The sequence below is a fragment of the Streptomyces sp. NPDC047017 genome (genome assembly GCF_040644175.1).
In the GTDB taxonomy this organism is placed as follows: domain Bacteria; phylum Actinomycetota; class Actinomycetes; order Streptomycetales; family Streptomycetaceae; genus Streptomyces.
The window spans coordinates 13669-28455 of the sequence record NZ_JBEYVW010000031.1 but is presented as its reverse complement, the minus strand read 5'-3'; the positions used below and the strand labels follow the sequence as shown (position 1 = coordinate 28455).

Annotated in this window: 14 protein-coding genes and 2 pseudogenes; 8 read left to right on the top strand and 8 right to left on the bottom strand. The window is 68.6% G+C overall.

What is annotated here, in order from left to right:
• Positions 1–139: 139 nt before the first annotated feature.
• From ABZ858_RS35150 to ABZ858_RS35130, 5 genes are all read right to left on the bottom strand, one after another.
• On the bottom strand, positions 140–1039 hold the full coding sequence (locus tag ABZ858_RS35150) for a DUF4231 domain-containing protein (RefSeq protein ID WP_361388352.1): 900 nt from the start codon (positions 1037–1039) through the stop codon (positions 140–142).
• 27 nt (positions 1040–1066) lie between these two features.
• The gene (locus ABZ858_RS35145) at positions 1067–1627 is read right to left on the bottom strand and encodes a hypothetical protein (RefSeq protein ID WP_361388501.1); all 561 of its coding nucleotides are present in this window, start codon (positions 1625–1627) and stop codon (positions 1067–1069) included.
• A gap of 165 nt (positions 1628–1792) precedes the next feature.
• Positions 1793–3631: a hypothetical protein gene (locus ABZ858_RS35140; protein ID WP_361388349.1), complete on the bottom strand. Its 1839-nt coding sequence runs from the start codon at positions 3629–3631 to the stop codon at positions 1793–1795.
• Between the two features lie 149 nt (positions 3632–3780).
• A complete protein-coding gene (locus ABZ858_RS35135) occupies positions 3781–4239 on the bottom strand; it encodes a hypothetical protein (protein WP_361388346.1) in 459 nt (152 codons plus the stop codon).
• Positions 4236–5030: a DUF4231 domain-containing protein gene (locus tag ABZ858_RS35130; RefSeq protein WP_361388343.1), complete on the bottom strand. Its 795-nt coding sequence runs from the start codon at positions 5028–5030 to the stop codon at positions 4236–4238. The genes ABZ858_RS35135 and ABZ858_RS35130 overlap by 4 nt, the downstream gene beginning before the upstream one ends.
• 785 nt (positions 5031–5815) lie before the next feature.
• Here ABZ858_RS35130 and ABZ858_RS35125 point away from each other — a divergent pair.
• Both ABZ858_RS35125 and ABZ858_RS35120 read left to right on the top strand, forming a co-directional pair.
• On the top strand, positions 5816–6340 hold the full coding sequence (locus tag ABZ858_RS35125) for a sigma-70 family RNA polymerase sigma factor (RefSeq protein ID WP_361388340.1): 525 nt from the start codon (positions 5816–5818) through the stop codon (positions 6338–6340).
• Positions 6337–7026: a hypothetical protein gene (locus ABZ858_RS35120; RefSeq protein ID WP_361388337.1), complete on the top strand. Its 690-nt coding sequence runs from the start codon at positions 6337–6339 to the stop codon at positions 7024–7026. The genes ABZ858_RS35125 and ABZ858_RS35120 overlap by 4 nt, the downstream gene beginning before the upstream one ends.
• 312 nt (positions 7027–7338) lie before the next feature.
• Here the strand turns inward: ABZ858_RS35120 and ABZ858_RS35115 are convergent.
• Positions 7339–7543, bottom strand: a pseudogene (locus ABZ858_RS35115) (hypothetical protein).
• A 103-nt stretch (positions 7544–7646) separates the two neighbouring features.
• Here ABZ858_RS35115 and ABZ858_RS35110 point away from each other — a divergent pair.
• The 4 genes from ABZ858_RS35110 (at position 7647) to ABZ858_RS35095 (ending at position 11818) form a co-directional block, all read left to right on the top strand.
• Entirely contained in the window at positions 7647–8144 is a 498-nt protein-coding gene (locus ABZ858_RS35110) for a DUF721 domain-containing protein (protein ID WP_361388334.1), read from the top strand.
• Between the two features lie 137 nt (positions 8145–8281).
• Positions 8282–10495, top strand: a complete 2214-nt coding sequence (locus tag ABZ858_RS35105; RefSeq protein WP_361388331.1) for a helix-turn-helix transcriptional regulator — start codon at positions 8282–8284, stop codon at positions 10493–10495.
• Between the two features lie 6 nt (positions 10496–10501).
• Positions 10502–11059: an XRE family transcriptional regulator gene (locus ABZ858_RS35100; protein ID WP_361388328.1), complete on the top strand. Its 558-nt coding sequence runs from the start codon at positions 10502–10504 to the stop codon at positions 11057–11059.
• Positions 11060–11662: 603 nt separating this feature from the next.
• The gene (locus ABZ858_RS35095) at positions 11663–11818 is read left to right on the top strand and encodes a hypothetical protein (RefSeq protein WP_361388325.1); all 156 of its coding nucleotides are present in this window, start codon (positions 11663–11665) and stop codon (positions 11816–11818) included.
• 48 nt (positions 11819–11866) lie between these two features.
• On the opposite strand, the gene ABZ858_RS35090 is transcribed toward ABZ858_RS35095, so the two are convergent.
• Positions 11867–12469, bottom strand: coding sequence for a hypothetical protein (locus ABZ858_RS35090; RefSeq protein WP_361388322.1), 603 nt, complete (start codon positions 12467–12469; stop codon positions 11867–11869).
• Between the two features lie 615 nt (positions 12470–13084).
• On the opposite strand from ABZ858_RS35090, the gene ABZ858_RS35085 reads away from it, so the two are divergent.
• Together ABZ858_RS35085 and ABZ858_RS35080 are read left to right on the top strand one after the other, a co-directional pair.
• Positions 13085–13324: a hypothetical protein gene (locus tag ABZ858_RS35085; RefSeq protein ID WP_361388319.1), complete on the top strand. Its 240-nt coding sequence runs from the start codon at positions 13085–13087 to the stop codon at positions 13322–13324.
• Positions 13325–13333: 9 nt separating this feature from the next.
• Positions 13334–14188: a helix-turn-helix transcriptional regulator gene (locus tag ABZ858_RS35080; protein WP_361388316.1), complete on the top strand. Its 855-nt coding sequence runs from the start codon at positions 13334–13336 to the stop codon at positions 14186–14188.
• A 95-nt stretch (positions 14189–14283) separates the two neighbouring features.
• Here the strand turns inward: ABZ858_RS35080 and ABZ858_RS35075 are convergent.
• A pseudogene (locus tag ABZ858_RS35075) lies at positions 14284–14457 on the bottom strand (DUF6233 domain-containing protein); the annotation flags it as partial.
• Between the last annotated feature and the right edge of the window lie 330 nt (positions 14458–14787).

Sequence of the window (14787 nt, the reverse complement as noted above, 5' to 3'; positions counted from 1 at the left end):
ATAACTGCGCCGCGGTGTGCTGGCCACGAGATCCCCCCAAGTCACGAGGAGCGACCATCCCATCACTGTCCTTCGCGCGCAGGAGAGGTTCCGGCCATCTACTCAGCAACTCTTCCAAGCCGACTCAGCGGGGCCTTTCTCATGCTGGCGGCTGGCTGGAGGGGAGGGCCTGGTCGGCAGGCTGATCCAGCTGCTGTTGGCGGCGCCGCTGCTCGTTGCGGTGGTCTTCGACGCGCTGGGTGAACAGCTTGAGTGCCTGCTGCTCCTGGGCGGCGTCGAAGTCGCTGTAGGGGCCGACGCCAAGGGTGAAGGCGTTGGCCTCTTCCTCGATGGCGTCGGCGGTCTGGAGCAGGAAGTAGCTGCGCTCGCGGTACTTGTAGTAGCCGTTGAAGGCGGCTGCCAGCGTGACGGTGAAGCCGATGACGACGATCGTGATGTTCTGCCAGGTGAACTGGTTGCGGGTGTCCAGGGCGGCGACGGTGGTCGTGGACGCAGCCCCGATCATGATGACGTTCTGCAGCGTGTTGTGGATGAACCGGTATCTGCGGCTGTCCGTCCGGTGCTGCTCGATCACCCCGGCCACGTCTTCTCGGTAGAGGCTGCGCCGCTCCTTCAGCGTCGGGTGGATGAGCGCGCTGAGGAAGCGGAGGGCCTCGCGGTTCGTCGCGAGCATGTCCTCCAGCTTCGCCAGACTCAGCTGGCCGCGGGGAGGCGCGGCAATCCAGGCGGCCGCGCCGGAGACCAGCGCCACCACTCCGCAGGTGATGTCCACCCGGAGGAACCGGGAGGGGGAGCCCCAGGTCAGCACGGTCCACAGCAGGCCCGCGAGGACCGCACCGCCGGCCACGGCCAGGGCGACGCCCACCGTGCGGATCCTTCTCCTGCGTCGCGCCAGATCCCGCTCCGTCTGCCTCACGTCGTGCCGCAGCTTGCGCAGCGAGGAGTGTTCATCGGCTTCGGCCTGCCGTTGTTCGGCACTCAGATGGTCGTCGGCGTCGCTGAGTCGGCGGGGCGCATCGTCATCAAGACTGCGGGCCACAGCTTCGGTCCTCTCGTCTGCTCAGGCTCAGCGGGCGAACGCTTCGGTCAGGCTGATGCGGTAGCCGTCCTCTTCCATCAGCACGACGGTGACGCCGAACGGGTCGGGATGGTCCAGCTCGATCGGGGTGAAGGAGAAGTTCACCGCGGCCTGGATCGGTGGCACCAGTTCGCCACCGGGCTGCGGCGCGTGGGCCGGCCTCCAGTCGGGTGCGACTGACGCCCAGCCCTCGAGGTTGCGGGACAGGAGCTGCTCGCTGTAGGGGAACTGGTGCAGCACATGCCCGGCCGGGGTGGCGAGCACCATGTTCAGGCACGGCGCCGGGCCGACGATCGGCAGCTCGCAGGCGGTGGCGACGTCGTGTGTCTCCCACGCGAGGACCACCTCGTCCGCGCCGGCCGCCGCGGCGATGTTCGCGAGTTCGGCGATCCCGGCGAGCGCGTCCTGGCCGGCCTTGAGCGGGCGGACCCAGATCAGCCCGACCAGCTGGCCGCGCACCAGCGGCATCATCAGCGGGCGCGGCACGACTCCCTTGCTCAGCGACGCGGTGTACGTCTCCTTCGCGACGCCGACCAGTCCGTTCCACATCCGTGCTTCCACGGGAGCCCCCTAACTTCCGCCGATCCGATCACCGCACCCTGCCACGGAGTTCGAGGACCTGTCAGCGGGATGATCAGCCAGCTCCCAACCGGGTACAGCGGGGGAACTCTGCCTGCCCGTGCTGGCGCAGGGGCACGCAGACAAGCTTGGTGTTCAGGCGCAGCGTGGGGCGTGGTCGAAGAACCGGTTGTCGGTGTCGACGGGGATCTCGCGGACTCCTGTGTAGGGGTGGGGGAGCGGGTCGTTGATGGCGGCGATGACCTGGCAGGCGTATCCGTCGGAGGAGGGGTCGCCGGCGATGTCGATGAGGGTGTCGATCAGCCGGAGTCCGGTGGCCTGGTCCACAGCTCCGAGGTCGGCGAGCGGTGAGTCGATGATCATCAGAGGGGGTACGCGGACGGCGGGGTCGGCGCGGCCGAGGTCGCGCAGGGACAGCAGCATCGCGACGTTGGTGACGACCTTGGGGCTGCCGGCGACGGAGCTCTCGGCGAATGTCTTGTCGGGGTTGTCGCGTTCCTTGATCCGGGTGGTGAAGTCGGTGGGGTCGATGTAGGCGGTCTCGACGTCTGGGTTGATCTGCTGGAGTCGGGCCAGGAAGAGCTCGGTCCAGCGGGCGATGACCTCCTTGCGGCGTACTTCATGGGCGGTGAGGGCGGCGTCCCGGGCGGCTTTCGCCTTCTCCATCTCGGCTTTGGCGGCGTCGATGATCTTCTGCTGGGTGTTGATGTAGTCGGACGACTCCAGCCACTCCTTGAGCCGGGCGACGTCTCGGCTCAGGCCATGAGCCGTCTTCTCGGCCTGCTGGGCGGCGACGCGGACGGGCTGGAGGTCGTGCTGGTCGTAGGTGTCTCGTGCTTTGAGCGCGATCGCGGCCGCGTCCTCGGCCTTCTCCGCTGTCGCGATGGCGGCGGCCAGGGCTTCCTTCAGGGAACGCAGCTTCATCCGGAGGCGCTCAACCTTCGCGCGGGCGGCGGCGATCTTCCGCTCGCGCTGATCGGTGGCGTCCTGGCAGGCTTGCCCGCACTGTCGGCACAGGTCCGGTCCCCGTTCTGGAAGGGGCTGGCCGCATCGGGTGCAGTCCTCGGACGGCGGGGTGAGCAGCTCGCCGAGGGCGCCTTCGGCACGGGCATGCTCGGCGGTCGCTCCTTGTAGCTTCTCGTGCGCGATGGTGGCCTGCTTGGCGGTCGTCTTGCGATCGGCGTTGGCCGCCTTGTGCAGCGCGATGAGCCGACCGTGCTCCCCGACCGCGCTCTTCAACGCCGTGTCGGCCTTCTGCCAGGCGTTTGCCGCCGCGGCGTGCTCACGCTGCTTCTGCTCGTAGTCGGAGCGGACTCGGTCCGGGTCGGCGAGGCCGCCCTTGTCCCTCAGCTTTTTGAACGCCGACAGGTCTGCCTTGGCCTTGTTGAAGCGGGACGCGGTCTCGGTCGCGTTCTTCTCCAGGCTGGCGAGGTCTGCGTCCCACAGCCCGAGGATCGCCTCCAGGACGAGGATGCGCACCTCGTCCTTGGCCCCGCCCAGGAAGGCGGAAGCGATCGTGTGCTGACGCAGGGCCAGGACGGTGTTGTAGTAGTCGTCCAGGTCGAGGCGTGTAGCGCCCCGGGCCGCCTGCGGGAGGCCCAGGAGGTCCTGGACGAAGGCACTGGCTGTCTCCTCGCCGGCCTTCGCGTTCTTCACGGGCAGCGAGCGCTCGGGCTCGGTGTCGTCGTCGAGGTTTTTCACCGACACCCGGGCGCGTGGGTTGGAGCCGCTGCGGGTGACCTGCCACCGGGTGCCGGCGACGCGGAAGGTGAGCCGGATCTGCTGACAGGCGCTGACCTCCGGCATGATTGTTGCCGTGGTCAGGCCCAGCGGGTAGAGCAGCGCTTCCAGGGCGGTGGACTTGCCCGCCCCGGAGTGGCCCACGAGGAAGGCCACCAGGCCCTTGATGTAGCGGACTTGCCACACGTCGCCACGCTGGAACTCGAGCTTCTCGATCACAAACGACAGGCCCACCAGGGCTCCTTCGCATCAGAGTGCTGATCCACATCTGAAACGACCATCGGCCGAATGAGTGACGACCATGTACTACGGCCCCCCACGCGTGTCAGAAGGTGGGGTGGCGAACGAGCGCGAACTCGCCGCAGCGGGCTGAAGGAACGTAGTCAGTCGGTTCTTCTCGGCCAGGACCGCTGCTGGACAACCAGCGAGATCGATGGCACGTCCGGCGGGAGCGCCCATTCGACGACGTGCAGTCCCGCCAGCTCGATCACTTCCTCTGGGACCCCGAGCGCGTGCAGTGGGGTCCGGCGGTGACGGGCCAGCCAGGCCCGGCGCCGTTGCTGTTCCGCCGGGTGGAGCTGCGCCCACACATCGACCATCACCCCTGGCGGCACGCTGGGCACAGGGTGGGTGCGGCGCCGCACGTAGGGCAGGTTGTCCACGTCGTCGGCGAGCGCGACCAGGCTCCAGGCGACTTCGTAGGAAAGAGTGGGTCCGTGGGCGGCCCGCAGTCGGCGGGTGCGCCACTGCCAGCGCGGTGCCAGCAGCCAGCGGACCGTGGTCAGCGATACAGCCCGCTCCCGGGGGCGAGAGCGTTCGGCGTCTTTTCCTCCGCCGCTCATTGCGCTGAGCGCTCGTCGCGTGAGGTGCTCTGCTCCAGCTGGATCTCGCGCTTACGCTGTTCTTCTTTGATCCTTTCGACCGTTCCGGCGTAGAGGATGAGCCGAGGGATTTCCTCCATTTCCGCGTAGTCACCAAGCTGGAACCCGCTGGCGTTGTAGTTCTTCTCGATGTCGTCTGCTGTCGACTGGGAGGTGGTGCCGCGCTCCCGGAACTTGAAGTATCCGGTGACTCCGGCGGAGATTCCGACCAGCGCACTCAAGGATGAGGTGACGATTGACAGGACTGCGTTGGATCCTTCATTCATCGCCGTGAGGGTGGACACCACGATTGATCCGGTGATAATGACGAGCTGGAATGCGTTGTGCACGCGCCTGTTGCGGCTCGCCTGGGCCCGGTAGGAGGCGATGACATCGAGCGATGCCTCTCGGTAGACGCGCAGGCCCGAGGTTGTGTCGAGGGGGAGCTGAGCAGCCGCCGTCTGGCGCTTCTGCAGTGCGTCACGGAAAGCACTCGTCTTTTCGGCAAGAGTTTTGTGATTGCTGTACAGCCACCACGCGCACGCAATCAATAACGCGTTCACGATGATCATGGAGAGCCACCGGGTGACTCCATCATTCGCCTTCCATAGGCCGACGATGACGGTGTACCCGAGTATCCCCGTCAGGATTAACGACCCTAACAGGATCAGCCAGCCGATCCTCTGAAGCGCCTTAGCCGCCCGCAGCTCCGCCTCTTTCAGGCTGAACGCGGCAAATTTTTCCCTGTAATCCTCGTGCGGATCAGGCGTCAAGTGACTCTCCCCCCGGCCGAATGAACCTCCGAAAGTACGGGACGTGAAGAAGGGGCCGCAATAGCGCCTTGTGATTGGTGAGATCCTGCTCGGCGTGAGTTGCGAATGAGACACATGGGGTTTAAGGAGTTTCCAGGTAGGCAAGGACGAGACCGAGGTCACCCAGCGCGGGGCCCGGCCCGTGCGTGGCTTCCTCCCGCCGGGTGGATGCGGAGCTGAGGCAAGCGGCGCGAGCACCGCCCGCGCGCCCCACTCGGGCCGGCCGACGAGCGCCCAGCCCTCGCCGTGACCGTTCAGCTCAGCCGCCGACTGGTCCGGCCTCGACCCGCGGGCACCCAGCGACCTGAGCACCCGGCAGGTTCCCAGACTTGCCGGCGTCACCTAGAGCGCCGTTCTGCCCGCCTCGCTACAAACGGCCCACGAGAGGCTTTCGAGCGCACGCCGCGCCGAGTGCGACAGCTTTTACCCGCAAATCCCGCGCGCGGGTCGGGAATTGCCATAGTCCACCCGTACGTGGCTCTGCCCTGCGCGCGAGCAAACCGTGCCCCTGTGTGACCTCCATCACTTGGAAGCGTTCGCATGTCAGCGCCATGTCACGTTGGGTGATCGAACGTTGCTGGTCAGTCCATGCTGCACGGTACAACGATCGTCACTCTGGGCATTTCGTTGATCTCTGAACGTGAAACTCACCGACTGGCGCATGCGTGTTCGGGGCTCACGGACGGTTGAGTAGTTCACGCCCGGCGCACCTCCGCGCCATCCACTGAACCTCATGAAGAGGACCGATGACCGAAGAAGTCGGCGAGGACGGCCGCATGCCTGTGGCTGAAGAAGCCCCCCTCCCGCTGCCCGTGGAGTTCGAGGCGCTCTACATCCTGCATCAGGAGGCTTTCCACGATCTGGCCCTGGCCGTTCTGGGGACGAACGACGCAGCGGAACGGGCGGTCCACCGCGCTTTCCTGGAGATTCTGAACCTCTGGGACAGGCTGCGGGAGCAGAGCGAGAACCTGGACCAAGAGGTCTGGGCGATCGTGCGGCGCACCGTCATATCGGAAGAGCTCCTGTCCCTGCGCGAGCAGATGGCGGCTCTGGACAGCGGCAGCGGCCTGTACGAGGCGCTCGGCGCTCTCCCGCCACGCCAGTTCGACGTCATGGTCCTGCGCTACATCGGTGGCCACGACACGCGGCACATCAGCTGGTACATGGGGGTCACGCCCAGCACCGTCGACTACCACTGCCGTAGGGCCCGGGAGCGGCTGTCCCCGATCTATCAGAAGATCCTGAAGTGCCAGCGGGAGGACAACGCGTGAACACATGGGAAGAACGTCTGGCAGGTGCCTCCACATGCGAACCCCGCCGGTCCTTCGACGTGGCTGCCGGCCTGCGTCGCCTGGCTCAGGACGCCGGATATCTGCCGCCCCCGGCCGCGGAGCGGCCGGAGAGCACGTCGGCGCGGCGCCGACTGGAGGCCGTCACCGTCTGGGGCGTCACCCAGGCCGGTGCAGCCTCGCACATGAAAGACCTCACCGACGTCATCGGCACCCCCTGCACCGTCTTCGAGGGGTGGACGGATGATCTCGACATCGACGGGATCCACGTCTTCGCCTGCTCCCTCCATCTCGCCGACCATCCCGAGAGCGCCCGTTTCTGGTGGCAGTTCGCCGCAGGCGCCGGCCATGGCGCAGCCGCCTACTGCCTGCACCTCCAGCACCTCATCAGCGGTGAACTGCGGGAAGCCGAGCTCTGGTGGGAGCGAGTCGGGGATGCCCTGACCGACTCGGAGGGCGACGACCTCAACGCGATCGAGCTGACGAAGCTGATCGAGGTGCTGGAGCAGTTCGCCGGCTACAGCGCCCGTACCGGCGCCCACCGGGCGGTCCCCATCGGCGGCCTGCTGGAAGAGGTCGACCGCCTGGCCGACCTGTACGACGACGGTCTGCTGGGCCGGCCCGACCGCCGCCTCGCGGACCGCCTGCGCGAACTCACCAGTCACTGACCCCACCCACCCCCGAAGGGGGCCTCCCCCGGGCACCACCCCATCTCGGAGGCTCCCTTCACCTGTGTCCGTAAAAGGGGATCCGCACCGTGACCGTTCCGCCTGCACCGTCAGATGATCAACGGCGCCCTTCCCGGCGTGGCCCGTGGATCCGGCCCCAGCACCGCGCAGCGGCAGGGCACTTCATCCGCGGCCTCGCGTACGGAGCCGGACTGGCCGTCGCCAGCCTGATCAGCTTCTGGCTCCAGCAGACGCTGTAACCCCGAGCCGACCGGTGTCCCGGGACGGGCCGTCGTGGCTGGGGCCAGTCCCTCAGAGAAGGTGGTCTGCTCCACCTGCCTTGATCTCCAGGATCAAGGAACGGAGCGCGTCCTGACTGTCGACCAGGTAGCGGTCCTCCTTTCCGGCGACGGCGATGTAAGCGTGGCCCTGGTCGGTCGTCGATGCCGAACCGGAAGCAGGCCGATCCGTTGGCGTAGCGGAACGGCTCTTGTCTTGCCAGGTGATATCCATTCATTCTCCTCATGGGGTGATGCCGGCGGCCCTCCACACGGCAGCCAGGCGGAGCTGGCCGGGCGCGTCGCCGCGGTCGGCTACGACGCCGACTCCGGGCGGCTCACATGTCCCCGGAGTCGACGGCCTGGGCGACGAAGACCCGCCTGGAGCAGGCCCGCGTCATCGCCGCCGCCAACGAGTCGGCCGGCCACACGGTGGTACGCGCCCTGAAGATCCTCGCGCCTGGCACGGTGGCGACGCACGAGCCGGCCGACGCCGGACCGGAGCCCGCGGCCGCGCCCGCCGGGCCGCCGCGTACCCGGGAGACCACCTCGGACGGCTACCGCCGCGCGCTCGCCGCGCACCAGGAGGTGGCACCGCCGCGCCGCGTGGACCCCGCCATCGCGGACGCGGTGGAGCGGCAGACCGCGGCAATGCGCGCGCTCAGCGCCCGAGCCTTCCCGGAGACCGGCGAGTCGGACGAGCAGCCGGCCCCGATCGAGGCGGCGCGCGCTCAGCGCCGCCAGGAGTCCGAGCGGACCCGGCTCGCCGCGCTGCGCCGTGCTCGCCGTGAGCGTGCCGGGCAGGCGCCGGGCCCTGCCGAGCTGGGGCAGACGGCGTGACCGCCGCATCCGTCACCGCCGCTGTTGCACGGCTTGCCGATCCGCGTGGTGCACTCCTGGCCAATGTGCGATTCATGCGCGATCCAATGTGCGAATCAGAGCGCGATCGGGTAGGGTGTCTATTGGAGGTGACCTCTGTGTCCACTGAGAACGAGCTGTTCAGCGCCGTCGATGCGCTGCTGGAGCAAGTCGCGCAGGACGACCTGCCGTCCCCTGCGGAGCGCAAGCGTCTGCGTGAGGCGGCGGGCCTGAGCCAGGCGCAGATCGCCACGGCGCTGGACGCCCGCCGGGAGGCGGTGGGGAACTGGGAGACCGGCAAGACCGAGCCGCGGCCGCCGAAGCGCGCCGCGTACGCCCGGCTGCTGGAGGGCCTCGCCGCCCGCTTCCCCGCCCCGGCCGCCGACGAGCCCGCCGCGCCCCCGGCGCCGTCGGTCCCGGAGTCGTTCACCGGTCCCGCGCCCGTTCCCGCCCCGGCGGCCGAAGCGCCGGCGCCCCCGGCCCCGGCTGCTGCCGTACGCCCGGCGCCCGCCGCGAAGCCCGCCGCGTCGTCGCGGCGCCCGGGTGCGAAGAAGGCGGTGGCGAAGAAGACCACGGCGGCCGTGACCGCCGACCTCGACCCGCGCTTCGAGAACGGACCGCTCGCGGTCATCGACTGCGAGGACGGGCAGGTGTCGGCGTACTGCATCGGCGGCCTGGTCCTGGACGTGCCCGCCAAGACGATCCCGGCCCTGGTCGACTGGACGCTGACCGAAGGCCGCCTCGGGCAGGCCCGCCTGCACCGCAACGGCCGCGACGCCGACCCGATCCTCGTCCTCACCGCAGCCGCGATGGAGCGCTACGGCCTGCCGGTCGCCCTCTCGGAGGAGGAACGGCACGCGGGTCGCATCCCGGCTGGCCACAAGGTGGTCAAGCAGATCGAGCGCGCGGGCCTCCAGATGACCCAGCGGGGTTTTGGCCCGTGGGCCCGTCTCTACCGCGACCCCCAAGGCTCCCGGCGGCGCTGTGTCCAGCTGTGCGTCTTGCCCTGGCACGCCCTGGACGTCCGCGAGTGGGGGCGCAAGGACGACCCGGAGCTGCTGCTGACGATGCACCCGGCCGACCTGGTCCAGTACCTCGGCCTGTACGCGGCCCGGGTGATGACGCCGCGTGGCTCCACCGCGACGACCGGCTTGGAGCTCATGACCGCGCTGCGCCCGCCCACGCGAGCGGAGAAGAACCCGGCGACCGGCGAGTTCGAGCGGGCGTACAACGAGGACGCGCTCACCCAGCTCTACCCGGTGGTGCCGTGCGAGGTCCCCGACGAACACCCGGTCCTCAAGGGCCAGTTCGCCCGGCACCACCTGCGCACCCCGGCAGAGATGCTGATGGAGGAGCCGTACGACTGGTGCCGGCCGCTGACCGATGAGGAGTGCGCCAACCCGTACCTGGTCGTCGTCGACCTCAACATGTCGTTCGCCGCGGCCGCGAACGGGCTCACGGTCGGGCTGAACGGGCCGACCCACCTGACCGGCAACCCGCAGTTCGACGCGGCGCTGCCCGGCTCGTGGCTGGTCGACCTCTCCCATGTCGACCTGTCCCGCGTGCGGGTCAACGGCCGCACCGTCGACGGCTCCCGGCTGCCGTCCCCGTTCACGCCGAAGGGCGACCGCCCCGAGGGCCCGGCCTGGTACGCCACGCCCACCGTCGCCTACGCGGTGGAGCTCGGCTTCGACGTCGCGCCGATCGAGGCGTACGTGCGCACCCAGACCGGCCGCTACCTCGACTCCTGGTACAAGCGGCTGCGCGACGCCTACGTGGCGACGATGGCCGACATGGGCGTCACCACCGACCTCCAGGGCCAGGAGTTCCTCGAGGCGATGGCGCGGCGCAAGAAGGCCGACCCGACGATGGCCCTGCTGGAGACCGCGATCAAGGCCACGGCGAAGGGCGCGATCGGCAAGCTGCGCCAGCGCTCCCGGGGGCAGGTGCCGTACTACGAGCCGTACCCGGCGCTGGACCGGGTGAACTGGCGCCCCGACATCCGGGCCGCCGTGCTGGCCAGCCAGCGGGTGGGCCTGCACCGCAAGCTGATGAAGACGGCGGCCGCCGCCGACCTCTACCCGGTCGCGATCGGCACCGACGCCATCGCCTACCCCTCGCCCGGATCGTCCCCGCTGGACGTCCTGCCGCTCACGCCCGAGGGCAAGCCAGCGCCCGGCACGTTCCGGCTCGGAGTCTCGCCCGGGATGGTCAAGCACCAGGGCACGCAGACCGTCCTGTGGGCGGAGCAGCTGTTCGAGGAGCGCGGCGAGGTCTTCAACATCGCCAACCTCATCAAGACCGCTGACCCGACGGCCGGAGAAGGGGAGTAGCAGGTCATGGTCGACTCACTCGGGGACAGCCTGGACCGCGCGCTGGAGGGGGCGTTCACCCGCCGCATCCCGCAGAGCGCCCAGGCGCAGATGAAGTACCTGGTCAGGCAGCTCAAGGGCACCAAGGCCGCAGCACAGGCGCTCGGGATCTCCCAGCGCACGGTGGAGCGGTACGTCTCGGGCAAGCTCAGGCGGCCCCGCCAGGACCTCCGAGGCCGCCTGGAGGGCGAGGTCAAGAAGCGGTGGCAGCCACAGGTGCGGGCGAAGGCGCGGAAGAAGGCGGCCTCCACCGGCGGCCTGGTCGTCTCCACGCGCGCGCGGTTCGGGTTCACCGCGGCGCCGGGCACCACCGACGACGCCCGGATCCGCGACATCACCCAGGCGCTGCCGCCCGAGTACGCGGACCAGCTGTTCACCGCCCGGGACCAGGGCGCGAACGAGGACCAGCTCCGGCAGATCGCCGCCGACGGCCTCGCCCGGATGTACTTCCGCGCCAACAACTCCCGCGCGCACGGCCTGGGCGTGGAGTTCACCGACGTGGAGCACATCCAGATCGAGCTGTAGGCCGGCTCCTGCACAAGCGCCTCGTCCCCGGCATTGAAGCTGCCGGGGACGAGGCGTTTCACATTCCTACGGGGAGCAGACCGCGAGGCCTCGGCTCCCGAGGCGGCCTCAAGCCCGGTACTCCTGCCGTAACCCCTTGTAATCCATTGCATCTCATCTCATCGCGATGCGATGAGATGGATTAGCTTGGAGCGCATTGAAGCCTGTATTTCCCTGCGTTTTCCGCAGGAGAGAAGACCCTTCCTGCGTTTTCCGCAGGAGAGAAGACCGGCGAATGCCCCTGCACCTCTTGATGGTGACCAGGTTCACATCAACGCGTGTGAGCTGCGGGTTTCCCGTTCTGGATGTGTCGCTGGTGCGCGAGAAGGTAGGCAGAGTGTAGGCAGAGTGTTGTCTGGTGCGCGTATCCCCGCATGCGCAACTACACTGATCAGCTTCTCGCCGATAGACTCCGCAGAACGTGAAAGGAGCCCTGCGCCCCAACGGGTTTCTCAGGCCTCTGAGTTGGGAGGGCTCCTCTCGCGGTGTCCCTAAACGCACGCTAACGCAAGGAACCGCATGACCGAGCCTAGCGCGAATTCAGATCCGAAGCACCCACGCCGTGTGGACAGATGGCGCTCGTCCATCAGCACTCACCTGCGGAAATGGAGTGGGGGCCGTGGACACGGTGTCCATCACCACTTCCTGCACGGCGCCGCCTACAAGCTGGGCAGCGGCACCGTGACACTGCTGATCCTGTGGTGGGAGACGCGGTACTGACCCGTCCGCGGGCCCGCAGCCAGCTGCGGACCCGCACTGCGGGCGGCATCATCCGGACGAGACGGTGCGCCGACGTGCCCGCCAGGACAGTCGCGGTGCGGTGGCCGTGTTGACGGCCCGGCCGAACGCCTCCAGGGCGGCCTCCAGGCGCGCGGTGTCCTCCACGTCGGACAGGGCGTTCAGCAGCTGCTCGGTGGTCGTGACGACGGCCGGGTCGGAGCAGCGCACGAGCGGGGCGGCGGCGGTGGCGGCCCGGGTGAGCGGCTCGCGCACGGCGGCTACGGTCTGCTTGCTCGCCACCCGCTCCCGGCTCAGCAGCTCGGCCGCGCGCCCGAAGCCCACGAGCCCGCTCTGCACGTCCGTTCCGCCGGCGACCCGGGCACGGGCGGCCCCACCGGCGAAGGCGACCACGGCCAGCACGAACGTCCGGCCCCGCTCAGCCGGCCCCTCCCACAGCAGCCGGTTGGCGGCGACCGCGCCCTGCAACTCCATCACCGCCACCGTCAGCGCATCCGCCTGTACCCGCAGGGCCCCGATCTCAGCCTGCTGCTCCTGGTGGTTGCGGGCGCGGTTGGTCAGCCACGCCGCCAGAACGGCGATGACCGCCCCGGAGACGAGCGAGCTGTTCAGCAGCTCGATCAACTTGTTCATGCCCGCAGGCTGATCGCGCACCGGCCCCGGCGTCCGGTCCGTTGCGCACCTGACGCACAACCAGCACGCTTCCGTTGCCGATGCCGTGTCCACCCGGTCGGCCGAGCCCGGTGCCGCCGGCGCCGGGCCGGAAAACGCGGACGAGCCGACAGCGGGTGCTGCCGGCTCGTTGCTGCGGGCCCGGAGCCAACCAGGGCCCGCACAGTGTCCCTGATCAACCTGGTTGGAACTACGCGGCGCAGGGGCTTAGAAAAAGCGTCCCAGTGCCGGGGCGTGGAGGGCAACCCAAACTGGTTTACGTCTGGGTGTTTACATGATCATCTACGCGGTTGCGGCGTTCCGCCGAATTGGCACTGGTGCACGACTCCGTGGCCACCCTGGTCGACGCCTCGTTCATTACACAGCGTGCTTGCGCTCTGGCCAATGATCTACCTCGGTGCCCTCGCATATGCCTGTTGTGCAGCGGAGTCGAGAGTGGGATGCACATGAATAAAAAGCCTTGATCTGGTCGTGACGCATGGTCATGGGGTGGCAGCATTTCCGTTACCGCGACCGGCGAGCCAACCGCCCAGCGGCACAACCTGGTTGGAACCGACCTTCACGTAGGAGCTAGTCATGCTGAACACCCTCGTCGAACCGAGGCCACGGCCAAGCGGTCCTGAGGCCGCCATCATCACGGTCGTGGTCCTCTTCGTGACCGTGCTCGTCCTCACGGGGATGAAGTCGGCCACCGCCGTCTTCGTCGTCGGCTGCGCCGCCCTGGTCGGCGCAGCCGTAGCACGAGCCTGCACGACCGGCAGGCTGACCGCGTTGTTGCGCCCGGCGTTGGTTGAGGTGCGGGCCACTCCGATCTGACACCGCGCCATGAGTACCGTTCGGAAGGTCCGGCGCCTCAAGAAGGTGCCGGACACCGACAACGCCGTGGGCCAGTTGGCCTGCGCCCTGCGCCGCAGCCGTGCCGTGCTGGGGCTCACTCAAGCTCAGGCGGCCGACGTCATCGGGAAGTCGACCTCCACCGTTCAGCGGGCCGAAGCCGGAGCTGTCGCACCCAAGAAGTCCCTCGTGGACGGGTACGTCGACAAGCTTGGTCTCGCCCCCGAGGAAGCGAAACGGCTGTACGAGAAGGCCACCCGGGCCCCCGGACGGCAGCGGCGCTCCCTGACCCAAGCTCCTCACCCGCGCATGGTGAGCACACGAGACGAGCTCGGCAGGGCGCTGGCCAGGGTCTGGGAAGAGAACAACCGCCCTTCCATGCAGCAGTTGCAAGACCGGGTCCAAGCTGCGCGGGAGGCAGACGAGAAGCGAAAGCGGTACGCGTTTCTGTCCCGGAGCGCTGCGTACCGAATATCTCACCGTCAGCAGTTGCCCAGCGGCGTTGAGCAGCTGCGAGCGTACTTGTACGCCTGCAGGGTCAAGGAGCGTCAGTTCCCCATCTGGATCCAGGCGTATCAGCGGGTGAAGGCCAAGGAGAAGGAGGAGTCGGCGGCCAAGAAGACGGCCGGCAGCGAAGAGCGCAGAATATGGCGCAGGTGGATAGGCCGACGCCGGGCCACCAGCATCATGCTGAACGCTGGTCTCCACCCGGCCGAGCCCTTCCCCCGTTCTGGCACCGCACCCTGGACTGCGCAGTGCATGCGCTGCGGTCTGATCGGCCGGTTCCGCCTCTCGTCCGTGATGCAAGGGCGCGGGTGCCCCAAGTGCACAACCCTGTCGCCGTGAAGCTGACCCACCTCTCGGTGCCGGGCGCCTCGCGCCCGGTACCTTCTCCCCGCTCTCCCATCGGGTCCCTTAGCCCATGTACACCCGGGTGGAGATCAGCCGCCGTCGACGTGGTCGAAGCCGCGCAGCACGGGATTCAGCTCCTGCGCCGGGCCGCACAGGGAGCACAGGCGGGTGCCGGGCTGTTCCGCGACGTCCAGCGCCCGCTCCGGGGGCAGCAGCGGAGCGTTCTTCGGGGCCTCGGTGCAGTCGACGGCGTGGAGCACGGCGCCGCCGGCCTTCTGCAATGTCCGGTCACCGCTTGCGTGCCGCCTGCTGGCTCATCCTCATGGCCTGCCCGAGGTCTGCGTAGGTGGCTCCGGCGCGGCGGTCTGCGCGGCGTGGCGGTGGAACTGCGCGCCGATGCCTTGCTGGGGCGGCTGGAGCAGGCGGTCCTCGTCACGCGTCGACTTTCGGCCGTTTGCTTTAGAACTCGCAAAGTGCCCTTTCCCCTTGACGAGGTTCTGCAGCGCGAACCTGCTTCCGTTTTCCGCGTATTTGCCCCCTGAAGGGGAGGGGCGGATTCTGGCCCGTATGTGAACGGATTCGGTGGGAACGGG